Source organism: Nocardia sp. NPDC003999, from assembly GCF_053604885.1.
In genome coordinates, this window is record NZ_JBSGIB010000015.1 from 64,742 (window position 1) to 89,172 (window position 24,431).

The following is a 24,431-nucleotide window of genomic DNA, read 5'->3' on the forward strand; positions in this document are numbered from 1 at the left end:
GGCATACCCGAAGGCACGGTGCCTATGCTTCCGCTCATCGGCTGTTCTCCATTGGGCTGGGGTTGGGCAAGTCTGTGGCGGGCGAACTCACCGCCCGGGTGGGGGGACCGTCGTCCGGTTCGGTGGCGAGCAACTCGCGCGCACCCATGTCGAGCAACTCGCGGGCAAGTGCGCGGCCGAGCTCGGCGGCGTCGTCCGGGGCGCCGACCACCGATGCGCGCAGCACGTCGGATCCGTCGACGGCCGCCGCGCACGCGCGCAGCGACAGCTCGTCCACGATCCGCCCTTCGTCGTCGAGCGATTCGACCACCTCGGCGAGCGCACCGATCGGTGCGGTGCAGCCCGCCTCGAGTTCGGCCAGCAGCGACCGCTCGGCGACGACCGAGGCGCGGGTGGCCGCGTCGTCGAGGCCGGAAAGGATCTCCACCAGCGCGGTGTGGTCGCTGCGGCATTCGACCGCGAGCGCGCCCTGCGCGGGAGCGGAGAGCATCTGCACCGGCTCCAGCGACTCGGTGACCGCGTCCAGCCGATCGATGCGGGCCAGTCCGGCTCTCGCCACCACCACGGCGTCCAGCTCGCCCTCGCGGACCTTGCGCAGCCGGGTGTCCAGGTTGCCGCGCAGCGGGACGATGTCCAGACCCAGCCCGAGCGCCCGCAACTGGGCGGCGCGACGCGGCGCGGAGGTGCCGACCTTGGCGCCCGCGGGCAGCTCGCCGAGGACCAGTCCGTCGCGCGCGACCAGCGCGTCACGCGGGTCCTCCCTGGGCGGGATGGCGGCGATGGTGAAGCGCGGGTCCTGCGCGGTCGGCAAATCCTTGTAGGAGTGCACGGCGATGTCGATCGCGCCCGCCGCCAGCTCGTCGCGTAGCGCGGAGGTGAACACGCCGACGCCGATCTTCTGCACCGGGTCCGACGACAGGTCACCGGCGGTCTTGATGACGACCAGCTCGGCGGGTTGCCCGGCCGCGATCAGCGCGTCGCGCACCGTGCCCGCCTGGGTCAGCGCGAGCAGGCTCCCGCGGGTGCCGATCCGCCACGGGGCACGAGTGCCTTCCGCGGTGGCGTTGCCTTCTCGGTGAACCATGGTCATGCCGTCTGCCCCTGTTCCTCGCCGCGATGGCCCGCGGTGAAGTCGTCGGCCAGCGCGATCTCCCCGTCGGCCAATGTGATCTCGGCGCGGTCGTCCGCGAGCGCGGTGATCTCCATCGGCGCGGCGACCGCCTGGGCCGCGCCCGGCTTCAGTTCGAACAATTCGCGCAGCGCCTCGGCGTAGCTGTCGCCGCCCGGCGTGGAGGCGAGCTGCTTGACCCGCACCGTCGGCGCGTGCAGCAGCTTGTCGACCACCCGGCGCACCGTGCGCGCGACCTCGTCGCGTTCCGGGTCGGCGAGGCCGGGCAGCCGCGAATCCAGACGCAGCAGTTCGGCCTCGACCACCTCCGCCGCACGCTGGCGCAGCGCCGCCACCGTCGGGGTGACCTCGGCCATCCGCTGTCCGGCGAGATACTTCGCGAGCTCGTCGGCGACGATCGATCGGGCGGCCGCCGTGTCGTCGGCGGCGGCGCCCGCGGCCGGATCGCGCTGCAAGGTCTCGATGTCGATGAGTGTGACGCCGGGCAGTCCGGCCACGGCGTGCTCCACATCGCGCGGCAAGCCGAGATCGCAGAACACCAACGGCCGGTCCACCGTGGCGAATTCCTCGCCGCGCTCGCGGTCGGTGAGCGCGCGGTGGGTGTCGGCGAGCGTCACGACCGCGCCGACCGCGCCGGTACAGGTGACCACCACGTCGGTCGCGGACATCGCCTCGGTGAGCCGCGACAGCTCCATGGCCTCGGCCTCGACGCCGTGCGTCCGCGCGGTCTCGGCGAGCCTGCGCGCCCGCGCGATGGTGCGGTTCACCACGATGATCCGGCCGATCCCGGCTCGGGAGAGATGCGCGACCGCGAGACCGCCCATGGCCCCCGCTCCGACCACCGCGGCGGTCCGGCCGGCCAGGGGGCCGAGCACCTGCTGCGCGCGATCGAGCGCGACCGACACCACCGACGCGCCCGCGCGGTCGATGCCGGTTTCGGCGTGCACCCGCTTGCCGACCCGCAGCGCGTGCTGCGCCAGCTCGTGCAGGGTCCGCCCGACCGCGCGCTGCGCGTCGGCGGAGGCGTAGGCCCCGCGAATCTGGCTGAGCACCTGCTGCTCGCCGACCACCATCGAGTCCAGGCCACTGGCGACCGCGAACAGATGCTCGGCGGCGGCCTCGGAGTAGCGGACGTAGGCGTGCTTGGTCAGATCCGGCATCGGCAGGCCGGAGTGCTTGGTCAGCAGATCGCCGATCTCGGCGAGACCGCCGTGGAAGGCGTCGACCACCGCGTAGACCTCGACCCGGTTGCAAGTGGAGACGATCATCGCCTCGGACACATGACTCGAGGAGATCAGGCGGTCGATCAGCTTCGGCCGGTCGGTGTCGGTGACGGCCACCTTCTCCAGCACGGGAACCGGCGCGCTGCGGTGCGAGATGCCGACGAGGAGAACGCTCATGCCGTCACCGTCCCGGCACGAACGGAATCCTCCGCCGTGCTGTACTGCATGATTCGCTCGCTGCGCTCACTCATGGTGTGACCACCGATCCCTTGCTGCTTGGCTCCGTTGCCGTATGCGAGGTTGCCGTATGCGGGGTTGCCGAGTGCTGGAGTGCCGGATGCGAAGTCGGCAGGCGGTGCGCGATGCGACCCGACCCGGCGTGCGCGACCGGCAGCGGAGCCTGCTCCGCGTTGCGCACCCGTTCGAACGACAGCATCTGCATCTCGACGGCCAGGTCGACGCGACGGACCTCGACCGTGGCCGGTGCGACCAGCTCGCAGGGGGCGAAACTCAGAATCGACTGCAGTCCGAACGCGACGAGCCGATCGCACACGTCCTGGGCCGCGTCGTCGGGAACGGTGATCACCGCGATGGTCGGCTCCAGCTCGGCGACCGCCGCGGCCAGCTCCGCGACGTCGCGCACCACCAGTCCGGCGACCGGCATGCCGATCACCGCGGGGTCGCTGTCGAGAATGCCGACCACGGTGAAACCGCGCCGCTGAAACCCGCCGTAGCCCACCAGTGCCCGGCCGAGGTTTCCCGCGCCGACCAGCACGACACGGTGGCCCTGCGACAGACCGAGCACATCCTCGATCCGCGAGCGGAGCTTGGCCACGTCGTAGCCGACGCCGCGAACGCCGTTGGGGCCGAGGAAGGATAGATCCTTGCGCAATTTGGCCGAATTGACACCCGCCGCGACAGCCAGTTCCTCACTCGATACGATGGCAACACCGTCGTCGGCCAACATGGCGAGGACCCGAAGATAGGTAGCCAGCCGCGCGACGGTGGCCTGCGGGATGTCCTTCTGCAGAGCCCTGCCGGAGACGCCGCCTGGCGCCTCATGCTGCTCTGTCACGTCGTCGGCTCCTCGTCCCGGGCCTCGGGCTCCGGTTCGTCGCTCGACCCTTCTGACCCGGGGGCGGTCCGGTGCCATGGTGTCGAAGTTTCGGATTTCGGGGCGGCTCCGCAGCCTCGGCATGCGGGTCGCGTTGCCACCACCGTAACTGCTTGTGAAGCCCTGCACAAAGTCGGTGAAATTGGCCTCATTTTCCGCTGCGACCAGCACAGTGGCCGAATCGGACGGAAAACGGCGCGCTCAGCGCTCCAGGTCGGCCCGCAATCGAGTCTCGTCGACATCGAAATAGCTGTGTTCGCGGCCGTCGAGCAGGACGACGGGAAGCCGGTCGCCGTACTCCGCGCGCAGGCCAGGGTCGGTAGCGGCGGCTTCGTCGACGTCGACGGTCGCCGGTTCGAAACCGAATTCGGCGCAGATCACGCGCAGCTGTTCCAGTGCCGTCGCACACAGTCCACAGCCCGCGCGAGTCAGCAATGTCACCGAATGTGTGTGATTGGTCATGACCGGAATTCAATCAGCGGCCGGAACGCCATGCGGGCTCGGTGCGCGCCACGCGATTGTGTCGCGCGCCGCCTTCTGCCGTGACTGTCGGCCGATCCGGCTACTGTTGACATGGTTCGCGCGACGGGCGGAGGTACTGGTGCCGGAACGATCGAAGGTGGCGAGGGCCGGATTCATCGCGGGACGATTCGGTGAGTTTCCGGCGCGGTGGAATCTGAGCCAGATGGGCCAGGGTCTGCAGGACCAGCTCGCCCGCATCTCGCGCAGCCCCTTCGGCCCGACTGAAGAGGAATTGCGGGCCAATCTGGCCGGTGAGGCGAGCGCGGACGCGGCGCTGACCCTGCACGACGCCGAGCTCGCCGCGGGCGAGGTGGAGGCCGCTGGTCCCGAGGCGCCGCGGGACCTGACCGCGGCGGCGTTCTTCGACGTCGACAACACGATGGTGCAGGGCGCCTCGATCGTGCATTTCGCCCGCGGTCTGGCGGCGCGCAAGTACTTCAAGACCTCCGATCTGGTGGATGTCGCCTGGAAACAGGTGAAGTTCCGGGTCACCGGCAAGGAGAGCAGCACCGACATGGCCAGCGGCAAGGAGAAGGCGCTGGCGTTCATCGCCGGTCGCTCGACCGCCGAACTGGCCGCGCTGGGCGAGGAGATCTACGACGAGATCATCGCCGACAAGATCTGGCCCGGCACCCGCGCGCTCGCGCAGATGCACCTGGACGCGGGCCAGCAGGTGTGGCTGGTGACCGCGACCCCGGTGGAGCTGGCGCAGGTGATCGCGAAGCGGCTCGGGCTCACCGGAGCGCTGGGCACCGTGGCCGAGAGTGTCGACGGGAAGTTCACCGGCCGCCTGGTTGGCGACATCCTGCACGGACTCGGCAAAGCGCATGCGGTGCGCACCCTGGCGATCCGCGAGGGCCTGAACCTCAAGCGGTGCACCGCGTACTCCGACAGCCACAACGACGTGCCGATGCTCTCGCTGGTCGGCACCGCCGTCGCGATCAACCCGGACTCGGATCTACGCGAGGTCGCCAAGAACCGCGGCTGGGAGATCCGCGACTTCCGAACCGGCCGCAAGGCGGCAAAGATCGGCGTACCCACCGCCCTGGCCCTCGGCGCAGCGGGCGGTGCCGTCGCGGCGGCGGTAACCCGCCGCCGCGACGGTCACTAGCGCATCCGCTACCCCGTGAAAACGTTGCGGCGTTTGGTGAGCAGTTTGTAGAGCGTCTGCTGGATGGTCTCGCGCACTTGGTCGGTGACCTCGAACATGGTCATCGGGTCGTCGGCGGCCTCGGGCTCGTACGGCGCGGTCGGGATGGGGGCGCCGAATTCGATGTACCACTTCGACGGCAGGGGCACCGCCCCCAGCGGGCCGAGGTGCGGGAAAAGCGGCGTCACGGGGAAATACGGGAGACCCAGGAGCCGGGCCAGCGGCTTGAGGTCGGCCAGCTTCGGGTAGATCTCCTCGGAGCCGACGATGGAGCACGGGATGATCGGCACGCCGGTGCGCACCGCGGCGGCGACGAAGCCGCCGCGACCGAAGCGCTGCAGCTTGTAGCGATCGGTGTACTGCTTGCCGACGCCCTTGAACCCTTCGGGGAACACGCCGGTCAGCTCGCCGGAGCGCAGCAGCCGTTCGGCGTCCTCCCGGCAGGCCAGCGTGTGGCCCGCCCGGCGAGCCAGCACCCCGAGCACCGGCGTCTCGAAGATCAGGTCGGCCGCCAGCAAGCGCAACGCGCGCTGCTTGGGATGCCGATCGTGCACGGCCAGCTGCAGCATCAGACCGTCGATCGGCACGGTGCCCGCGTGGTTGGCCACGATCAGCGCGCCGCCGGCTTCCGGGAGATTGTCCATGCCGCTGACCTCCACCCGGAACCACAGGTCCGACAGCGGACGCAGGGCGGGCAGGATGACCGACTCGAGCAGATGCTCGTCGAAACCGAACTCGTCGACCTGGTAGTCGCCGGTGAGCCTGCGGCGCGCGAAATCCGCGGTCTTGGAGATCTGCTTGCCGAGCGCGCCGCGCAGCATGCCCGACAGCGACTGGGGCGCGGCGGGCGCGACCGCCGCGCGCCGCTCCACCAGCGACGTCACCGGACTCGGAGCGGCCAGCCTGCGTGGCGCCGGCCGCTGGCGCGCCTCGGTCTGGAGGTCGTGGAGTCGGATGACTTTCGCTACGTCGTTCATTGGTGTGCTCCCGTACCGGCCCCGAGCAGGCCGAGCAGTTTGTGTTCTGCGGCGTCGATCCACGCTGGATCGACCACGGGCCGCAACGCTGCGCCCCCGATGAAGTCGTCGAATGCCTGCACCGTCGTCCAGCGCGGCACGAACCCGAATTCGGTGCGCATGCGCGTGGTGTCCAGGCCACAACCGAAGTGGAAATAGTCGAGCTGTTCGGCGGAGAACTCCCGCAGCACCGGGCCCATGAGCAGGCGACCCGCGGTGCGGAACACCGTGAAGGGAACGGGCAACTCGATCCGGCCCGCCCGCCGGACCGCCTGCGACAGCGAGAGCGCGCCGTCGCCCGCGATGTTGTACGTGCCACCTGCCGCGCCGCGCGCCGCGTGGGTCAACGCGGCCACCGCGTCCTCCTCGTGCAGCAGCTGCATTCTGGCGTCCCGGCCGAATACGGTCGGGGTCACCGGCGAACGCAGATATTGCGCGCCGCGGGCGGCCAGCCGCGGGCCGACGATGGGGGCGAATCGCAGAATTGACGTGGCGATATCGGGGCGCCGCCGGGCCAGCCCGCGAACATAACCCTCTATATCGATCATGTCCCGCGCGAAGCCACCGCGCGGCGGTGTACGCGCGCTCATTTCCTCGGTGAATTTCGCGGGATCCTTGGCGCTGCAACCGTAAACCGCCGACGAGGAGCGCAGCACCACCCGGCGCACCGAAGCCACCTTCTGGCACACCGCGAACAGCTGCATCGCGCCGAGGACGTTGTAATCCTTCATCACCGCGCGACCGCCGCCCGCGGGCGGGCGCGTCAGCAGCGCGGTGTGCACCACGGTATCCACCTCGCCACCATCGATCACCTTACGGATCAACGGATTTCGAATGTCCGCCCGGACGAATTCCGCGCGGCCCATGCGCCGCTGCAACTCTCGGCTCGGCGTCATCGTGTCGACGGCGAGGATCCGCTCGATCGCGGGTTGCTGGGCGAGGCGGGCGACGACCGTGCCGCCGAAGAACCGGCTGGCCCCGGTGACCAGCACGACCTTCGGCGCGTACACTTCCCGACCCTCAGAACTCACCGGCACCCGCTTTCCCTTGCCAGCCGCCCTTGTGATTATTCCCAGTGCCCAGCGTAGCGGTTACCTACCCGCGCACCGAGAGTATTAACCAGGATCTAACGATGACTTCAGTCACGTGATACAAACGGTGATTCCAAAATTTCAAGTTTCAAATAAAAGAGCCCGTCACCTATTGGTGACGGGCTCGCGCAGCTACCACGCAGCGATGCCTACTTGCCGAGTTTGCGCCGCTGAACACGCGTGCGGCGAAGCAGCTTGCGGTGCTTCTTCTTCGACATGCGCTTGCGGCGCTTCTTGATCACAGAACCCATAGGGTTGTCCTCGCGTTCTCTCTACTCGGCGCGCACGCTGCCCGTGCGCGATTGCCGGACGCCCGTCTGCCGCGCCCCGGCCGACGGGCCGGGGTCACTCGGCAAGCCTCACGCCCCGTGTTCGCGCCGCCGGATACCACGGGGCAACGAACAACGATGCCACCGGCGGGCGAACACGAACCGAGGAGCTATCGTACCGTCACGCCCCAGCGGTACCGAAACCGCCTCATCCGGCGTCGAAATAGGACGTTTCCAGATAGTCGTGCACCGCCTTGGCGTGCACCCGGAACGATCGTCCGACGCGCACGGCGGGCAACTCGCCCGAGTGCACGAGCCGGTAGACCGTCATCTTGGACACCCGCATCAGACTCGCCACTTCGGCGACGGTGAGAAACTGGGTGCCGCCGCCGAGTACAGGTTGCCCCTGTGTCGCGGCCTCACGCTGTGCGCGGGAATTCCCCCGACCTGCTGCGGGACCGGAGCCGCCGGACGCTCCGGAATTCGCAGACATCTTGTTCGCAGACATCATTGCACCATTGACCTCCGGCACGTCCGCGCCGCCGGCTTCCCCACCGGCGGAACAGACACGCACGTGCTCCTTGAAGCTTAGCGGGACCAGTGGTGTTACTGCGACGGGTGTGAGAAATCGGGTTTTCCGATTTCGAACAGACCGGTCACTCCGCTGATGCGCCCTGTTCGACCGACCGTTCCTTCGATGCGAAGAGGGCTTCCCAGAATGCCGAGCGTAGTCCTCCGCGCTCGAGTTCGCGGATCGCGGCCGCGGTGGTGCCCGCGGGCGAGGTCACCGCGGCGCGCAACTCCGCCGCGGTCTGGGTCGAACTGTCCAGCAGGGCGGCCGAGCCGACCATGGTCTGCACGACGAGCTGGGTGGCCACATCCCTGGTGAGCCCGAGGCCGACGCCCGCGTCCACCAAGGCCTCGACGACCAGGAAGAAGTAGGCGGGCCCGGATCCGGACACCGCGGTGACGGCGTCCATCTGGCTCTCCGCCACGGTGACCACCTTGCCGACCGCGCCGAGCATCTCGGTCACCAGTTCCAGATGCCGCTCGCGCGCATAGCGCCCCGGCGCGATGACGCTCATCCCCTGCCCCACCAGCATCGGCGTATTCGCCATCACCCGCACCACGGGGAACCCGGCGGGCATTTTGCCCTCCAGTCGAGCGGTCGGCACACCGGCCGCAAGCGACACCAGCACCTGATCGCGGTCGCTGCCGATCTCCGCCTTGCCCAGCGGCGCGAGCACGGCGTCCACATCGCCCGGTTTCACCGCGATCACCAGCAGATCCGCGCCGACCGCTGCATCGGCGAGGTCGTCGGTGACCCGGACGCCGAAGCGGTCGGCGAGCTGATGGGCCCGTTCCCGATGCGTCTCCACGACGACCAAATCCTTGGTCAGCCGCCCGGACTCCAGCAACCCGGCGACCAACGCCTCCCCGATGCGCCCGCCACCGATCACCGCAATTCTCGTCATGGGCCTCAAGGCTAGACGGCGCGCGCGGCGGCTCAGCGCTGGGGAACGAGCGCCAGCTGACGACTCTGCGCGACGACCGCGCCGGTCGAGTCCAGCACCAGCTGATCTTCGTCGAACATGCGCTCGCCCACCTCGTGCGTGGTGGCGACGATCCGCAGCCAGCCCGGCGCGGGCCTACGACGCAGGTAGGTGGTCATCTGCACGGTGGGCGCCCAGCCGAAGTGGCCGAGGTTCATCGGGACCGGCGGGCTCATGTCGGCGCTCATCATGGCGAAGTACATCGCGACGTCCGGGTCCTGCTCGTCGCCCGGTCGCGGACGAATCCACAGCCGCAGGCGCGGCTCGCCCTTCGCGCCCGCGAGGAAGCGGGCCCAGTCGCGGTCGAGATAGATGTCGGCGCCTCGGCCGACGTGCACGATGTCGCCCATCTGGGAGCCGGGCTCGTAGCCGATGGCATCGGCGGGCGGCTCCGTGGGCATGTCGGAGTGCTCGGGCGCGTAGATCGGGTTCGCGTCGTCGAGGCGGCTGAACGTCAGCGCCGTGCGCACCAGGACGCGGCCGTTCTGGACGAGGTCGGCGTCGGCCAGGCAGATCTGGCGACCGATCTTCCGCAGGCGCACCTCGTATTCGACCTCGCCGGGGTTCGGCGCGCCGAGGAAATCGGAACTCGCGGCGACCGGCGCCATCCCGACCAGCGCTGGATCGGCGGCGCGCAGCCAATTCGTCGCCGCGGCCGCGCTGCCCGCGACCATCGTCCCGCCGTGCACCTTCGGGCCGATGGTCCAGATGTCGTCGATGAAGCCCAGGTAGCGGCCGGTGTCCGGCGTCCGCGGCGGCGCCGGTTCCAGCGCGCACACCTGGCTGAACGGTGCGTCGGTCGTGGCCGCCGGGCCGAATTCGGCCGTCAGCTCCGTCGTCATCCTCACTCCTGTCCTGCGTCGACCGCACCCGATGGCGTCGTTCGCGGCCTCGCGACCACACTGTCGGCAACGGGTTCGTACAACGTACAACGCAACCGGCGACCAACCCCATGGCCACATACCGGAGTAGCGACGAGCGTCACATCGGCGGTTCGGGCGAGCTGTGCCGCGCGCCGGCGGGAGTGGGCGCGGCGGCCTCGGTCAGATGCTTGCGGGCGAAGGCCAGCGTGCGATGCAACATCTCGGCCCGCTCCTTGGTCGTGCGCGCGTTCTGCGTGTTGATCTCGGCGACGACCTGGCCGGTGAAACCGCTGCGGACCATGCTCGCGCACACTTCCACGCACGGCTGGGTGCCATCGCCCGGAACGAGATGTTCGTCGTGCGCGGCGCCTCGGCCGTCGGCAAGGTGCAGATGGACCAGACCCGCGCCCATGCGGGCCGCCAGCGCCAATGGGTCGGCTCCCGCGGTGGCGGTATGGGACAGGTCCAGGGTGTAGTGGCGGAACCCGGTGTCGGTCGGGTCGTAGGAGGGGCTGAAGGCGGTGAGCGCCGGACCCGGGCCACCACGGCGCTCCAGTCGGCGCACCGCGCCTTCGCGTCGGCCGAACAGCGTGTCCGCCCGCATCGGGAACATGTTCTCCACTGCCACGATCACCGGGCTGCTCTCCTCGAGCTCGGCCACCTGCGCCGCGAACCCGGCCGCATAGCGGCGCTGCCAGCGGAACGGCGGGTGCACGACAACAGTGCCCGCGCCGAGCGCCTGGGCGGTGTGCACGCTGCGCTCGAGCTTGGCCACCGGATCCGAACCCCATACCCGCTGCGAGATCAGCAGGCACGGAGCGTGCAACGCGAGCACCGGAACGCCGTATCTGCGCGAATACGCCTGCACGGTGGCGATGCTCTGGCTGGCGGGCTCGGCCCAGACCATCAGCTCGACGCCGTCGTAGCCGAGTTCGGCGGCGTAACGGAACGCGGCCTCCGTGTTCTGCGGGTACACCGAGGCGGTCGAGAGCCCCACCCGGATCTCCCTCGGCCGGGATGCGCCCCCGGTATCTCCTGGCGATCCCTCGCCCGTACGCGACCCGGTCTCGTTCGCCTGCCCGATATTCGCCACGACTTGCTCCATGCTCAGTTCGTGCTGAGAAGAAAGGCCAGCGGCCCCAGGGTGACGAAGATGCCCACGACGACGGCGATCACCGTGCTGAGGATGTCGTCGGTCCTGCGCAGGATCCGCACGAGGGCCACCAGGCCGAGAATCACGATCATCGCCAGGGCCAGCGCGACCCAGGGCAGCATCTCCCACATCCGCTCGAAGCCCTTGAACAGCAGCATGCCCGCGACGGCGGCGCCGGTGCTCTGGCCGCCGAGGATCATCCACTGGCGCCGGTTCTCGTCGTCCTCCGCCTTCTTGACGGCCCGGGACCGACGCGAGGTGGCCCGGCTGGTGACGCGAGGTTCGTCGACGATGTCGTCCTCGTCGTCTTCGTCCTCGTCCAGCGCGATCGGCTCGTATACGTCGGTGACGCCGTCCAGTTCCGCGGCCTCGGCCGCGGCACGCCTACCGCGACCGCCTCTGCCGTTGCGCGCCGCCGCGCCGCGTTCGGCCCGGTCGACGCCGTCGCGCAGCAGGTCGCCCGCGACCGTCTGGCCGGAGAGCAACTGCTGATCCTGGCTGGCCAGCGACCACGCGGCGGTCGGGATGCCGACGGATTCCGGCGCGGAATCGGCCTGCGGCTTGTGCCGGCGGGCCGACCAGGCCGGTAGTCCGTTCTCGCCGACGCCCTCGCGGCGGGCTGATCTTCGATGTGCCTCCTGCTGCGGCTCGGGCGGAGCGGGCCTGGTCGGCTTCGGTCTCGGATCGGGCGGCGGCGGAAGGGGCAGCGGTTCCGATTCCGGGGCGAAACCGCCGGTGGACGGGGACCAGGCCGCGGTGGACGGACCGAGATCCTCGGCGGCTTCCGCGGCCTCCGCCGCTCTGCGCCTGGCCGCGCGCCCGCCCCTGGCGCCGTTGCGTTCGGGCAGCGGCGAACGGCCGAAGCCGGGTGCGTCCCGCTCTCCGTGGCCGTTGCGGCCCGGTTCACCGACCCCGCGGTCGGACAGCGCGTCCCGGCCGAACGGCTCGTGCGGGGCCTCGTGCCAGGACCGTACCTGGGTGGCCTCTTCTTCGGGTTCCTCCCGCCTGCGCCTGCGCCCCGAGCGCGGGGGCGTCTCGGGCACACCCGCCAGTGGGTCGGGGGCGTACGGACCGGGCGCGACCGAGAACAGATCGGACACCGGAGTATCCGGCGACAGCGGATCGAAGGACGTGCCGTGCCGCGAAGAGGGCATCTCCCGGCCGGGCATGACCCGGTTGGATCGCCCGGGCGGCGGATCGGCCTGCGGCGGGTCCGGCTGCGCGTAACCGGCCAGCGGGTCGTACATCGAAATCGGGCCCGACATGGGCGAATACGACGACGGATCGGGCTGCGGCTCGGGTGAGTAGGAAACCGGTTCCGGCGCGGGCGGATCGAACGAGGGGGGCGCGTAGGCGGGCTCCTCCGCGTCGGAATCCGGCGCCGCGTGCGCGGAGTGGCCACCGCCGTCCCGGATGACCGGCAGGTCGCCGGTCAGTTCGGCGACGGAGATGCCACGGCCACTGCGGCGACGTCTGCCACCGCCGGACGAGCCTCCGCTCTGCTGGCCGTTACGCGCCAGCAGTTCCGCGACCGACAGCTGTTTGGAATCCTCGCTCATGACGACACCGTCCCGATCGAGCCCGGCGAAGGCGCGCCGCCGGGCGCGGGCCGACCGTCACCGGTCGCCGTGCCCGCTGAGTACGTTGCTTCGGGTCCACCATTCATATCGGTATCCAGTTTGCGCAGGATCAGCCCTTCACGCAGCGCCCACGGGCAAATCTCCAAAGTATCGAGCGAAAGTGCCCGCATACTCGCCTCCGCGACCAGTGCGCCGGCCACCAATTGCTGTGACCGATCGGAACTTACGCCTTCCAATTCTGCACGGTCCGCCGCCGTCATCCGCGAGATGAACGCAATCAGTTGGCGCAGACCCGAGCTCGTGAGTGTACGACGCACCCGCGGACCCGCCGCGGAGGGTGCCGCTCCGGTGAGCCGTGCCAGCGACCGGAAGGTCTTCGAGGTGCCAACGGCGAGATCGGGCTTGCCCGGCTCGAGCAGCTTCTTCGCCGGTACCACCAGCTCGGCGTCGAGCCAGTCCCGCAGCACGGCGACCCGGCGCTTGCCCGGCGGGTCCTCGCGCAGCCACTCCCTGGTCAACCGGCCCGCACCCAGCTGCAAGGACAGCGCGACGTCGGGTTCCTCGTCGCCGCCGTTGGTCATCTCGAGCGATCCGCCGCCGATGTCCAGGTTGAGAATGCGCCCGGCGCTCCAGCCGTACCAGCGGCGCACCGCGAGGAAGGTCAGCCGCGCCTCGTCGACGCCGGACAGCACCCGCAGGTCGACTCCGGTCGACTCGCGCACGCGACCGAGTACCTCCTCGGAATTGGCCGCCTCCCGCAGCGCCGAGGTGGCGAACGGCATCAGTTCGACGCATCTGGACGTCTCGGCGATGCTGGCGAATTCGGCCACGGTGTCGATCAGCCGCTGCGCGCCCGCCTCGGTGATTCGACCGGCGACGTCGATGTTCTCCGCGAGCCGCAAGGTGGCTTTCGTCGAGCTCATCGGCAGGGGGTGACCGCCACGATGCGCGTCCACCACGAGCAGGTGAACGGTATTGCTTCCGACATCGAGTACCCCAAGCCGCACATGAACACGGTACTGGGTGGTGTGGCACTTCAGCCCAGGCGACTGAACTGTTAGCGTCCTATTTCGTGACGGTAGGCGCATCACCGAGCAGCCCGACCCGGCCCCGACCAGCGGGGAAGATCGACCCGGCCCCGGAAGCCGATCCGGACTTTCCCCGTGAGTGGATCGAGTTCGTAGATCCGGCAAATGACGAGCATCTGATCGTCGCGGATCTGACTTGGTTGCTGTCGCGGTGGACGTGCGTGTTCGGCACCCCGGCCTGTCAGGGCATCCTGGCCGACCGGCCGGACGACGGCTGCTGCTCGCACGGCGCGTTCCTCTCCGACGAGGACGACCGCAAACGACTGAGCCGCGCTGTGAAGATGCTCACACCCGAGGACTGGCAGCTGCGGGACGAGGCGACCAACGCGCAGGGCAAAGTCACCAAGAGCGGCTACCTGGAACTCGACGAACTGGACGACGAGCCCGCGCTGCGCACGCGCCGGTTCGACGGCGCGTGCATCTTCCTCAACCGTCCCGGCTTCGCGGGAGGCATCGGCTGCGCCCTGCACTCCATGGCGCTGCGGCGCGGCATCGAGCCGCTGGAGGTGAAGCCGGACGTGTGCTGGCAGCTGCCGATCCGCCGCACCCAGGACTGGGTGGACCGGCCCGACGGCGTGCAGATCCTGCGCACCGTGATCACCGAATACGACCGCCGCGGCTGGGGGCCGGGCGGCGCCGATCTGGACTGGTACTGCTCCGGCTCTCCCGACGCCCATGTCGGCAGCAAGCCGGTGTGGCAGTCCTACGCACCGGAGCTGACCGAACTGATCGGCGCGCCCGCCTACGCGGAGCTGGCCAGGCACTGCAAGCGCCGCGAGGGCCTCGGCCTGATCGCCGTCCACCCGGCGACGGTGCACGCCGAGCGGATGCGCGAATCCACGGATCCGTTCGCCTGACCAGTTTGCCGGTCGGGCGCTCGGTCGGCCGCGGTCGGCGGACCGATTCGCCGGGCGGTTCACCCCGTCGCCATGCGAGCTTTACCCGGATCGGGTTTGATGTGCCGTTATGTCCAAGAAAGTTCTCACCGCGGCCACCATCGCCCTGGGCGCCGCCCTCTCGCTGACCGGAGTAGCCCACGCCGAGCCGAACGGCGACCCGCACAAGTTCTTCGACTTCACCACGGAGTTCGTGTCGGCCACCGATCCGGCCGCGGTCAACGCCAAGGCCGCGGGCAAGCTCCTGATCGCGAGCCCGTACGGCACCTCCCACACCATCGCCTGCCGCGGTACCAACACCGTCGATCTCTACGACTGCATGCAGGAAGACGATCTGGGCTGGATCACCCTGCAGAAGACCGAGACCCCCCTCGGCACCACGTGGATCTACGTCCCCTGACACACCGCTGAACGCAACGGCCGAGAGCACCGCAGTGCTCTCGGCCGTTTCGGGTTCTCGCCGCGCGGAGCGCTCACGCCTCCAGTTTGTAGCCCAAGCCGCGCACGGTGACCAGGTGTTCCGGCTTGGCCGGATCCGTCTCGATCTTCGAGCGCAGCCGCTTGACGTGCACGTCGAGGGTCTTGGTGTCGCCGACGTAGTCGGCGCCCCACACGCGGTCGATCAGCTGGCCGCGGGTGAGCACCCGCCCGGAGTTGCGCAGCAGGTATTCGAGCAGGTCGAACTCCTTGAGCGGCAAGGTGACCGGCTTACCGTTCACCATCACGGTGTGCCGGTCGACGTCCATCCGGACCGGACCCGCTTCCAGCACGCCGCTCTCGTTGGAGCCCTCCAGCTCGTCGCCGGCGCCTCGGCGCAGTACGGCGCGGATGCGCGCGATGAGCTCGCGGGCGGAATACGGTTTGGTGACATAGTCGTCGGCGCCCAGCTCCAAGCCGACCACCTTGTCGATCTCGCTGTCGCGCGCGGTGACCATGATCACCGGGACGCCGCTGCGGGTGCGCAACTGCTTGCACACGTCGGTGCCGCTCATGCCGGGCAGCATCAGGTCGAGCAGGACGATGTCCGCACCGGACCGGTCGAACTCGGCGAGCGCGGACGGCCCGTCACCGACGACGGTGACCTCGAAACCCTCCTTGCGCAGCAGGAACGCGAGCGGATCGGCCAGCGACTCCTCATCCTCGACGATCAGAACACTCGTCATCTGCGTGCCTCCACACCATTCGGTCGGCCCGGTCCCGGAGGACGCGGGCTTGTTTCATTCGTGCCAACCACGGCGTCGTCGTGGTCGTCGTCGGCGCCTGCTTCGTGATGGGCGGGTATGCGCAAGGTGAACGTCGATCCGGTGCCCAACTTGCTCCACAGGGTGATTTCCCCGTTGTGGTTGGCGGCCACGTGTTTGACGATAGCCAGGCCTAGACCGGTGCCGCCCGTCTGGCGCGAACGCGCCTTGTCGGACCGGAAGAATCGCTCGAACACCCGCTCCTGGTCCTCTTTGGCGATGCCGATGCCGCGGTCGGTGACCGCCATCGCCACGTGATCGCCGCGCAGTGAGCGGCTCACCGACACGTGGGAACCGGCCGGCGAGTAGGCGATCGCGTTCTCCACCAGGTTGGACAGGGCGGTGACCAGCAGGGTTTCGTCGCCGAGCACCTCGAGCCCGCTCGGGCGGTCGGTGCTGACCGTGATCCCGGCGGCTTCGGCGGCGGTGCGGGAACGGTCGACCGCCTGCATCACCACGGTGTCCACGTCCACCACCTCGAGTTCGGGCAGTTTCTCCGCGCCTTGCAGGCGGGAGAGCGCGATGAGCTCGGTCACCATCTTGCCGAGGCGGCGGGATTCACCGAGCACGCGCTGACCGAAGTGTCGCACGGCGTCGGGGTCTTCGGCGGATTCCAGCAAAGCTTCGGCCAGCAGGCTCATGGCGCCGACCGGGGTCTTGAGTTCATGACTGACGTTGGCCACGAAGTCGCGGCGGGTGGCCTCCATGCGCGCCTGTTCGGAATCGTCGTCGGCGAACAGCACGGTGAAGGTCGTCTCCTCGCGCGACAGTTGCCTGGCGACGCCGCGCACCGCGATGCGGCCGCGGCCGGGGACCGGATTCTTGGCGGTGAGGTCGAACTCCGCGGATTCGCCGGTGGCCAGCACCTTCTCCACCGCGGCCCAGGCCCGCTCGTCGAGCAGGCGATTGCGGACCAGGCCGAGTTCCTCCGCGCGCGGATTGACCAGCACTACGTCGCGGTATTCGTCGACGACCGCGATCCCGCTCTCGGAGGCGAGCACGATCAGGTCGAGAACCTGGGACATGGTGAGACCGGAGTCGGCCTGCCTGCGCGCGGCCTGCCTGGCATTCACATACGGGATCAGTAGCCCGCCGACTGCCAGGCCGACGACAGCCGCCAAGATGGCCAGCAGCACGGCCTGGGGAACACTCACACTTGAATCGTACGGTCGCCGACCGGTCGGCCAACGCGGGGTACACGAAGTTTCGCGCAGGTCATAGGCCCTTCCGGCCCCGTTAGCCGCATGTTTACGCGCTGTTCGACGTCACGTATCCGCCTCGTATTCACCGAGCGGCCGGTTTTCTTCGTCGTCGGCCTCGGCCTGGGCCGCGTTCACCGACGCACCGTGCTTGTCCACCCACTCGCCCAGGGCGTAGATCGGGGTCAACAGGTCCACGCCCGCCTCGGTCAGCTCGTATTCGACCCGCGGCGGGGCCTCGGCGTAGCGGTGCCTGCGCACCAGCGTCATCTGTTCCATCCGGCGCAGCGTCTGCGTCAGCATCTTCTGACTGATGCCGCCGATGGCCGCGCGCAGCTCGCCCGGACGCATCGGCCCCTCGCGCAGCAGGTAGACGAGCACCGGTAGCCAGGAGTTGCCGAAGATGTCCACACCCATCCGGGCCGGGCAGTCGGATTCGAAGTCGCCGTAGGGCGCGTATTCCACCCGCTCGGCGCTGACCGGGTCGATCGGTGCTGCGTTCACGGCTCCAGCTTGCCAGCGCCGTTGCGCACCTCCGGGTGCCTTTCGGATTTCCTAGCGTCGTCGTCGAACACATTTCGAGTCAGGAGTTCGAATGCGAATCGGAATCATCGGCGCGGGCGCGATGGCGCGGGCGCTCGGCGGCGGCTGGAGCGCGGCGGGGCACGAAGTACTCATCGGCGCCCGCACCGCCGCCGCCGCGGCGGAATCGGCGGCCTCGATCGGCGGGCGCGCCGGGAGCATCACCGACGCGGCGACGTTCGGCGACGTCGCGCTGCTCGCGTTACCCGTGCCCGCGCTGTCGGAGGTGCTGCACGCGACCGGAGAGCTGCTGGCCGGACGCACGGTGGTCGACTGCACCAACGCCTTCGCCCCGGATGCGACGGCGCCGGAAGGAGCCACCGCCTTCGTCCTGGCGGAAGACGCTGTCGCGGAACGGGTCGCTGCGCTGGCGCCGGGAGCGCACGTGGTGAAGGCCTTCAACCTGTGCGCCGCCGAGGTGTGGCAGGCGAAGGCGCGCGTCTTCGACGAGCGCCGCCTGGCGGTGCCGCTGTGCGGTGACGACGAGGCCGCGCTGCGGGTGGTCGCGGGGCTGGCGGAAGACCTGGGATCGCGGGCGCTCCCGGCGGGCGGGCTGCACCGGGCCCGGTACCTGGAGGCGATGTCGGTGTTCACCGTCGGTCTCTGGTTCGCCGGGCACGACGCCCGCGCGATGTTCCCGCCCTTGGAGGCCGCGTTCGCCGTCGCAGACTGACCGCACGACGATGAGGCCGGAGCGTGCACCCTCGCCCATACCCCGCGACGTCGATGCGCGGGATGCACGCCCGGACCCGCCCCGGATCTACCAGCCCGGATTGCCGCTGACCGGGATGTTGACGAAGCTCGGACGGCCGGGGTCCAGCTCCAGATGCTGAGGCCGCAAGCCGGTGTCGATCAGCATCGGCAGGATCGGCAAGCCCTTGGGGAAGTTGCCCGCGTAGACGTCGACGCGCAGGCGGTGACCGGGTTGCAGGATCGCCTCGGTGGCGGGCAGCGCGATGTCCAGCGTGGTCACCTCGCCGGGGACCGTGGGCTGCCGCTGCTCCAGCGAGGTGTACGGCCGCGGATCGGTGTAGTCGCCGTTGGCCGACTTGCTGCTGTTCGCCTCATCGATCGCCCGCAGCGAAGCCATGAGCTGACCGGACGACAGCACGCTGGACTGCCCGTCCGGCGCGACATCGTTCACCGTGACCACCCAGTACCCATCGGCGGCATCTTGAACGGTGTTGAGCCGCATCGCGATCCGCCCCGAAATCGTGGTCGGCTCGCCGACCGGGGCGCTGGTGAAGGTCAGCCCGTTGAGTTCCTCGACCCTGGAGTCCTTCGCACAGCCGTCGATGACCGAAAGCACACCGGCACTGCCCTGGGCGGCGTCGTTGGAACACAGGCTGGTCAGGCCGGGCGCCACGGTCAGACGCGCGGGCTCGCCGGTGCCCGTGGCATCGAGCGAACCGTCGTAGCGGCTGTTCGCGGTGCCGCTGGCGGCGGCGGACAGGTACATCCTGCGATGCACCGCCTGCCCCGGATTCGCGGCGGCGGTCGACGCGGCGAACGAGTCGGTGGTGATCCAGCCACCGCCCTGCTGACGCAGGGTGATCGGGCCGTACTGCTCGATGCCGTTGTCGATGTCTTTGAGCCACCGGTCGAACCACGCGCGCTGCAACACATCCAGCCGCGGCGGCAGGCCCGGCTTGCCGTACTCGTTGCCCGAGTTGAGGTGATAGGTGTTGCCCATCAGCAGCTGCTTCTGGCCCGGCGGCAGCGGAATCTCGTTGTAGATCTTGGATTCCGAGTAGGTGAACAGGTCGTGCCAGCCGCCGGTGACGAAGGTCGGCGTCCGGATACCGCTGGGATCACCGAGCCAGTCCTGGCGCGGGCCGGAGCCGTCGGTCAGCAGTTCCTTGGCGCGCGGGTCGAGATCCTCGATGCGCGCGGTGGTGTAGACGTTGAGCAGGACGTCCATGAAGGTCAACGGATCGCGGGCGCGGTCGGCCAGCCACGTGGTGTCCAGTTGCCCGTTGAGCACCGAGGCGAGATCGGGAATCAGCTTGAGCCCGTTGACCGCGGTGAGCCACAGCGGGATGAAGTTGAAGCCGAAGCCGCCGCCGGGTGCGAGCACGTCGTTGACCAGGTCGCTGCCCGGCACGACCGGGAAGATCGCCTGCAAGGCGGGCGGGCGCTTCTGCGCGACCTGCACCTGATTGATCCCGGAATAGGAGATGCCGTTCATGCCGACGCGTCCGTTGGACCACGGCTGCCGGGACGCCCAGTCGATCACCTCGAGCGTGTCCTGTTGTTCGCGTCCGCGCAGCATGTCCCAGACGCCCTGAGAGAAACCGGTGCCGCGCACGTCGACGACCACCTGCGAGTAGCCGCTCTTGATCAGTTGCCGGTCGACGGTGAAGTTGCGCAGTTCGCCCCCGCCGAACGCCTTCGTCAGGTCGGTGACGCCGGACAGCGGCGTGCCGCTCATGTCGATCTGCCGGAAGAATTCGATCAGCGCGTCGGACAGGCCGGGGATCGACTGCGCGTGATCGGCCAGATTCGACACCAGCTTGGTGTACGGCGTGAGATTGACGATCGTCGGCGTAGGGGTGTCGACGGGGCGGCCGGAGGCGTCCGCGGGCCGGTAGACGTTGCCCTTCAGGACCGTTCCGTCACTCATCGTGATGGGGACGTCCCACTGGATGTTGATGTTCGGGTACTGCTGCGGATCATCTTGGGTGGCAGTCCAAGCCGCTCCGGCAGCGCCGCCGTCCGGGCCGGTGGGCGGCGCGACGGCATCGGCGCCGGCGGCGAGCAAGGGGACGAGCATCGTGACGGCAACCGCCGCCACCGTGGCCCGCAGCGCGTTCTTCATCGGACGTGATCCACCTCTCGGCTGGTCGAACGACCAGAGTGTACCTACTTACTTGCCGGTAGAAATAGTGGGTAACTTAAATCGCCGACATAGCGCCGCGGATCGACCGGCATCCCTCCGGCGTGTCGCACGGCAACACCTCATCGAAACGACGACGCGCTGCCACCCGGGCGGGTGACAGCGCGTCGAGAGTGCTCGGTATGCGGGTTACTTGCCGCCCTGACCGGCGACGGCGGCGGCGCCCGCGGCGGCCGCCTCCGGGTCGAGGTACTCGTGCGGGCGCACCGGGCGCAGGTTCTCGTCCAGCTCGTACCGCAGCGGGATGCCGGTGGGGATGTTCAGGCCCGCGATGTCCTCGTCGGAGATCCGGTCGAGGTGCTTGACCAGCGCGCGCAGCGAGTTGCCGTGCGCGGCGACCAGCACGGTCTTGCCGGACAGCAGGTCCTTGGAGATGGTCGACTCCCAGTACGGCACCATCCGGTTGACCACGTCGAGCAGGCATTCGGTCTTCGGGACATCGATGCCCGCGTAGCGCGCGTCGCCCTCTTGGCTGTACTCGTTGGCCGGGTCGATCGGCGGCGGCGGGGTGTCGTAGCTGCGGCGCCACAGCATGAACTGCTCGTCGCCGTACTTCTCCCTGACCTGCGCCTTGTTCTTGCCTTGCAGCTCACCGTAGTGGCGCTCGTTGAGCCGCCAGTCCCGGATCACGGGGATCCAGTGCCGGTCGGCGGCGTCCAGCGCGATGTTCGCGGTGGAGATCGCGCGACGCAGCAGCGAGGTGTAGACGACGTCCGGCAGGATGCCGTGCTCGGCCAGCAGTTCCCCGGCACGCTTGCCCTCGGCGATGCCCTTGTCGGTCAGGTGCACGTCCACCCAGCCGGTGAACAGGTTCAGGGCGTTCCATTCGCTTTCGCCGTGGCGCAGCAGCACGAGGGTGTACGTCATGCGGCCATCCTCCCATGCGCGCTGCGCCGGGTCGCATCGGTTCCCGCCTCCGCCGCCCCGGTCCAGGCGCGAAAGCGCGATGTCAGACCGGTTCGTCGGCGGTGTGCTCCGCGGCGAGCACGCCCGCGCCCGCCAGGGTGGCCCCGTGGGTGATCTCGGAGAGTTCCACGCGCAGTCCGCGCAGGAATTTCAGTCCGGCGTGCGCGTCCACCGCGGCCCGCAACGGATCCCACAGCGGCGCACCGGATTGCGCGAACCCGCCGCCGATCACCACCCGGTCGACGTCGAGCAGGGCGGCGGCCGAGGCGACCGCCGCGCCGAGCGCGGTGCCCGCCCGGTGCAGCGCGGCGACGGCGATCTCGTCGCCCGCGTGCGCGTCCGCGGCCAGCCGCACCCCCGTGGCGCCGGGCCAACCCTGCTCGCGCGCCCAGCGCACCGACGACATGCCACTCGCGACCGCCTCGACGCAGCCGCGGCCGCCGCAGCCGCAGGGCGTGTCCCACCCGGGCACGACGATGTGACCCACGTGCCCGGCGTTGCCGGTGCGCCCGAGCAGCACCTTGCCGCCCGCGACGATCCCGCCGCCGATGCCCGACGACACCGTCATGGCCAGCGCGTCGGGCACCCCGCGCAGCGCGCCGAGGCGATGTTCGGCCAGCGCGAGACAAGCGCCGTCGATGGCGAAACGAATCGTGGCGGCGGGAAAGAGTTCCCGCACGGCGGCGACGATCGGGAATCCCGTCTTCCACTCCGGGATGTTCAACGGACCCGTGACGCCGGTGCGCACATCCACCGGCCCGGCCGCACCGATACCTACGGCGCTGACGCGTTCCGGCCCCGCGACCGTGCGCAGCAGTTCGCGACAGACGTCCCACACACCCGCGTCCGGCACGTCCACCCGGCGCACGTCGCGCACCTCGGCACCGGGGCCGACCACCCCGGCCGCGAACTTCGTCGCGCCGATGTCCAGAGCGAGAATCGCCAATGCCGTCCCTTCTCCGATCCGAGCCACCTGCGATTGTCACCCGGGAACCGGACGGGGCGACGACCGGCTACGGCTTGTCGGCGGAATCGACCAGATGCTCGAAGGCGCGCAGGTTCTGCAGCGACTCGCCGCGCGAGACGCGCCACTTCCATTCCCGCCGAATGGATTCGGCGAAGCCGAGTTCCAGCAGCACGTTGAAGTCGGCGTCGACGGCCTCGAGAATCTGGCCGAACACCCGGTCCAGTTCGTCGGCGGTGACGGCGTGCGCGGACATCCGGCCCACCAGATAGATGTCGCCGACCCGGTCGAGGGTGTACGCGACGGCGTAGAGCCTGCGGTTGCGGCGCAGCAGGAACTTGTACACGCCTTCGAAGTTCTCGTCGGGCTTGCGGCAGACGAACGCTTCGAAGCGGACCCCGTGCTTGCCCACCGTGACCATCACCGTGGTCTTCAGTTTGCGCTCACCGGGCAGGACGACGACGAAGGTCTCCTCCCCCGGCCGGGTGTATTCGATCTCCCTGTCCCGCAGCGTCTCATCGATGAGCCGCGCGGTCGTCTGTACCTCGTTCACCGGCGCACTCCCATCCGGCGCCGCCACAGCGCCCGCGATCTCGCCTGACTGTTCTCGCCGAGCAGGGCGGCCGTCCGCTCCGCGGCGAGACCGGTGTGGTCGTCGGACACCCGGTCGTAGGCATCCTCCCGCACAGCGCTGTGCGCCAGGCCGCGTCCGCCGAAAGCCGCCCGCTCGTCCCGGAAACCGGCCATGGCCGCGGCGTAGCTGGCGAGCAGCCCGTCGGCCGTGTGCGCCCAGGAGAAGTTGGCCGCGTGCGCGACGGCCTGCTCGCCCATCCGGTGCAGCCGGTCCGGGTCGTCCAGCAGGTGGCGCAGCGCGTTCGCCCAGTCCACGGTGCGGTGGCCGGGGACGAGCAGGCCGGACACCTCGTGCCGTACGGCCGTGCCGAGACCGCCCACGTCGGCGGCGAGCACCGGGGTGCCACTGGCCTGCGCCTCGATCGCGACCAGGCCGAAGGACTCGTTGTAGCTCGGCACCGCGACCAGATCGGCGGCGCGGTAGACCAGCACCAGCCGTTGCGGCGGCTGCGGGGGCAGGAAACTGACCCGCTCGGCGATGCCGAGTTCGGCGGCCAGATCGATCAGCGCGTCCGGCCGCTCCAGCCCGCTGCCGGACGGGCCGCCCACGATCAGCACGCGCAGTTTGCGCTCCGGGTCGGCGCGCAAGACCTCGGCCGCGGCGCGCACCAGCACATCGGGCGCCTTCAGCGGCTGGATCCGGCCGACGAACGCGACGATCCGCTCGTCGGCGGCCAGCCCGAGCGCGGCGCGGGCGGCGGCCTTGTCACCGGGGCGATAGCAGGTCAAGTCGGCACCCGGCGGGACGACATCGATGCGCTCGGGGTCGGCGCCATAGAGTTCCACCAGCTGGCGGGCTTCCTCAGCGGTGTTGGCGACCAGGCGGTCGGATTCGGCGATCACCTGCTTCTCGCCGATCTCGCGGGTCGCCGGTTCGGGACAGTCGCCCTCGGCCAGCGCGGCGTTCTTCACCGCCGCCAGGGTGTGCGCGGTGTGCACCAGCGGCACCCGCCACCGGTCCCTGGTCAGCCAGCCGACCTGGCCGGACAACCAGTAGTGCGAGTGCACCAGGTCGTAGTGGCCGGGCAGGTGCCTGGCCTCCTGACGCAGCACCTCCGCGGTGAAGGGGCACAGCTGGGTGGGCAGATCGTGCTTGTCCAGCCCCTCGAACGGGCCTGCCACCACGGTGCGCACCAGCACGCCGGGCGCGGCCTCCTGCACCGGCGGGACGTTCGACGCGGTGGCCCGGGTGAAGATCTCCACCTCGGTGCCGCGCCGGGCCAGCTCGACGGCCGTTTGCAGGACGTAGACGTTCATGCCGCCCGCGTCGCCGGTGCCCGGCTGAGCGAGTGGTGAGGTGTGCACCGATAACACGGCGATACGGTTCGGCCGTAGGTCCAGGCGCTGACTCACACTATCCATA

At 69.6% G+C, this 24,431-nt stretch carries 25 protein-coding genes; 4 read left to right on the forward strand and 21 right to left on the reverse strand.

Annotation, left to right across the window (positions count from 1 at the left end; genetic code table 11):
- Positions 1 to 34 precede the first annotated feature (34 nt).
- The 4 genes from hemC to ACWESM_RS25780 all read right to left on the reverse strand — a co-directional run bounded on the left by hemC (position 35) and on the right by ACWESM_RS25780 (position 3,928).
- Positions 35 to 1,090, reverse strand: coding sequence for a hydroxymethylbilane synthase (hemC, locus tag ACWESM_RS25765; protein WP_452493962.1), 1,056 nt, complete (start codon positions 1,088 to 1,090; stop codon positions 35 to 37).
- On the reverse strand, positions 1,087 to 2,529 hold the full coding sequence (locus tag ACWESM_RS25770) for a glutamyl-tRNA reductase (protein ID WP_355071933.1): 1,443 nt from the start codon (positions 2,527 to 2,529) through the stop codon (positions 1,087 to 1,089). Before ACWESM_RS25770 ends, hemC begins: the two co-directional genes overlap by 4 nt.
- Positions 2,530 to 2,599: 70 nt before the next feature.
- Complete coding sequence (locus ACWESM_RS25775; RefSeq protein ID WP_355071931.1) at positions 2,600 to 3,427, reverse strand: redox-sensing transcriptional repressor Rex; 828 nt, start codon at positions 3,425 to 3,427, stop codon at positions 2,600 to 2,602.
- 240 nt (positions 3,428 to 3,667) lie between these two features.
- Positions 3,668 to 3,928 carry a glutaredoxin family protein gene (locus tag ACWESM_RS25780; RefSeq protein ID WP_355071929.1) on the reverse strand — a complete coding sequence of 87 codons (261 nt, stop codon included), beginning with the start codon at positions 3,926 to 3,928 and terminating at the stop codon, positions 3,668 to 3,670.
- Between the two features lie 223 nt (positions 3,929 to 4,151).
- On the opposite strand from ACWESM_RS25780, the gene ACWESM_RS25785 reads away from it, so the two are divergent.
- Positions 4,152 to 5,099 carry an HAD family hydrolase gene (locus ACWESM_RS25785; protein WP_355072136.1) on the forward strand — a complete coding sequence of 316 codons (948 nt, stop codon included), beginning with the start codon at positions 4,152 to 4,154 and terminating at the stop codon, positions 5,097 to 5,099.
- An 8-nt stretch (positions 5,100 to 5,107) separates the two neighbouring features.
- Here ACWESM_RS25785 and ACWESM_RS25790 read toward each other — a convergent pair whose 3' ends face one another.
- The 9 genes from ACWESM_RS25790 to ACWESM_RS25830 all read right to left on the reverse strand — a co-directional run bounded on the left by ACWESM_RS25790 (position 5,108) and on the right by ACWESM_RS25830 (position 13,670).
- A complete protein-coding gene (locus ACWESM_RS25790; protein ID WP_355071927.1) occupies positions 5,108 to 6,115 on the reverse strand; it encodes a lysophospholipid acyltransferase family protein in 1,008 nt (335 codons plus the stop codon).
- Positions 6,112 to 7,185 carry an NAD-dependent epimerase/dehydratase family protein gene (locus ACWESM_RS25795; RefSeq protein WP_355071925.1) on the reverse strand — a complete coding sequence of 358 codons (1,074 nt, stop codon included), beginning with the start codon at positions 7,183 to 7,185 and terminating at the stop codon, positions 6,112 to 6,114. Before ACWESM_RS25795 ends, ACWESM_RS25790 begins: the two co-directional genes overlap by 4 nt.
- A gap of 209 nt (positions 7,186 to 7,394) precedes the next feature.
- Positions 7,395 to 7,496, reverse strand: a complete 102-nt coding sequence (locus ACWESM_RS25800; protein ID WP_003402602.1) for a 30S ribosomal protein bS22 — start codon at positions 7,494 to 7,496, stop codon at positions 7,395 to 7,397.
- Positions 7,497 to 7,722: 226 nt separating this feature from the next.
- On the reverse strand, positions 7,723 to 8,025 hold the full coding sequence (locus ACWESM_RS25805; RefSeq protein ID WP_379254012.1) for a helix-turn-helix domain-containing protein: 303 nt from the start codon (positions 8,023 to 8,025) through the stop codon (positions 7,723 to 7,725).
- A gap of 145 nt (positions 8,026 to 8,170) precedes the next feature.
- A complete protein-coding gene (proC, locus tag ACWESM_RS25810) occupies positions 8,171 to 8,989 on the reverse strand; it encodes a pyrroline-5-carboxylate reductase (protein WP_364424320.1) in 819 nt (272 codons plus the stop codon).
- Positions 8,990 to 9,021: 32 nt separating this feature from the next.
- Positions 9,022 to 9,909 (reverse strand): thioesterase family protein, encoded by an 888-nt coding sequence (locus tag ACWESM_RS25815; RefSeq protein WP_355071921.1) that lies wholly within the window; start codon positions 9,907 to 9,909, stop codon positions 9,022 to 9,024.
- 139 nt (positions 9,910 to 10,048) lie between these two features.
- Positions 10,049 to 10,927, reverse strand: coding sequence for a sugar phosphate isomerase/epimerase family protein (locus ACWESM_RS25820; protein WP_355071920.1), 879 nt, complete (start codon positions 10,925 to 10,927; stop codon positions 10,049 to 10,051).
- Between the two features lie 110 nt (positions 10,928 to 11,037).
- Complete coding sequence (locus ACWESM_RS25825; RefSeq protein WP_412804829.1) at positions 11,038 to 12,642, reverse strand: ABC transporter permease; 1,605 nt, start codon at positions 12,640 to 12,642, stop codon at positions 11,038 to 11,040.
- The gene (locus ACWESM_RS25830; RefSeq protein ID WP_355071917.1) at positions 12,639 to 13,670 is read right to left on the reverse strand and encodes a Ppx/GppA phosphatase family protein; all 1,032 of its coding nucleotides are present in this window, start codon (positions 13,668 to 13,670) and stop codon (positions 12,639 to 12,641) included. The genes ACWESM_RS25825 and ACWESM_RS25830 overlap by 4 nt, the downstream gene beginning before the upstream one ends.
- A 65-nt stretch (positions 13,671 to 13,735) precedes the next feature.
- Between ACWESM_RS25830 and ACWESM_RS25835 the strand changes: the two genes are divergently transcribed.
- Entirely contained in the window at positions 13,736 to 14,608 is an 873-nt protein-coding gene (locus tag ACWESM_RS25835; protein WP_452493967.1) for a hypothetical protein, read from the forward strand.
- 109 nt (positions 14,609 to 14,717) lie between these two features.
- Positions 14,718 to 15,047: a hypothetical protein gene (locus tag ACWESM_RS25840; RefSeq protein WP_355071913.1), complete on the forward strand. Its 330-nt coding sequence runs from the start codon at positions 14,718 to 14,720 to the stop codon at positions 15,045 to 15,047.
- Between the two features lie 73 nt (positions 15,048 to 15,120).
- On the opposite strand, the gene ACWESM_RS25845 is transcribed toward ACWESM_RS25840, so the two are convergent.
- The 3 genes from ACWESM_RS25845 to ACWESM_RS25855 form a co-directional block, all read right to left on the reverse strand.
- Positions 15,121 to 15,810, reverse strand: a complete 690-nt coding sequence (locus ACWESM_RS25845; RefSeq protein WP_355071912.1) for a response regulator transcription factor — start codon at positions 15,808 to 15,810, stop codon at positions 15,121 to 15,123.
- Positions 15,807 to 17,042, reverse strand: a complete 1,236-nt coding sequence (locus ACWESM_RS25850; protein ID WP_355071911.1) for a sensor histidine kinase — start codon at positions 17,040 to 17,042, stop codon at positions 15,807 to 15,809. Before ACWESM_RS25850 ends, ACWESM_RS25845 begins: the two co-directional genes overlap by 4 nt.
- Before the next feature lie 111 nt (positions 17,043 to 17,153).
- Positions 17,154 to 17,591 carry a winged helix-turn-helix transcriptional regulator gene (locus ACWESM_RS25855; RefSeq protein ID WP_355071910.1) on the reverse strand — a complete coding sequence of 146 codons (438 nt, stop codon included), beginning with the start codon at positions 17,589 to 17,591 and terminating at the stop codon, positions 17,154 to 17,156.
- Between the two features lie 91 nt (positions 17,592 to 17,682).
- Between ACWESM_RS25855 and ACWESM_RS25860 the strand changes: the two genes are divergently transcribed.
- The gene (locus ACWESM_RS25860; protein WP_452493970.1) at positions 17,683 to 18,342 is read left to right on the forward strand and encodes an NADPH-dependent F420 reductase; all 660 of its coding nucleotides are present in this window, start codon (positions 17,683 to 17,685) and stop codon (positions 18,340 to 18,342) included.
- 87 nt (positions 18,343 to 18,429) lie between these two features.
- Here the strand turns inward: ACWESM_RS25860 and ACWESM_RS25865 are convergent, their stop codons facing one another.
- The 5 genes from ACWESM_RS25865 to mshA form a co-directional block, all read right to left on the reverse strand.
- Positions 18,430 to 20,487 (reverse strand): CocE/NonD family hydrolase, encoded by a 2,058-nt coding sequence (locus ACWESM_RS25865; RefSeq protein WP_452493972.1) that lies wholly within the window; start codon positions 20,485 to 20,487, stop codon positions 18,430 to 18,432.
- A gap of 207 nt (positions 20,488 to 20,694) precedes the next feature.
- Complete coding sequence (locus ACWESM_RS25870) at positions 20,695 to 21,432, reverse strand: phosphoglyceromutase (protein WP_379254020.1); 738 nt, start codon at positions 21,430 to 21,432, stop codon at positions 20,695 to 20,697.
- 82 nt (positions 21,433 to 21,514) lie between these two features.
- The gene (locus ACWESM_RS25875; RefSeq protein WP_355072134.1) at positions 21,515 to 22,417 is read right to left on the reverse strand and encodes an ROK family protein; all 903 of its coding nucleotides are present in this window, start codon (positions 22,415 to 22,417) and stop codon (positions 21,515 to 21,517) included.
- A 67-nt stretch (positions 22,418 to 22,484) separates the two neighbouring features.
- The gene (locus tag ACWESM_RS25880) at positions 22,485 to 22,988 is read right to left on the reverse strand and encodes a type III secretion system chaperone family protein (protein ID WP_355071902.1); all 504 of its coding nucleotides are present in this window, start codon (positions 22,986 to 22,988) and stop codon (positions 22,485 to 22,487) included.
- Complete coding sequence (gene mshA, locus ACWESM_RS25885; protein WP_379254021.1) at positions 22,985 to 24,430, reverse strand: D-inositol-3-phosphate glycosyltransferase; 1,446 nt, start codon at positions 24,428 to 24,430, stop codon at positions 22,985 to 22,987. The genes ACWESM_RS25880 and mshA overlap by 4 nt, the downstream gene beginning before the upstream one ends.
- Between the last annotated feature and the right edge of the window lies 1 nt (position 24,431).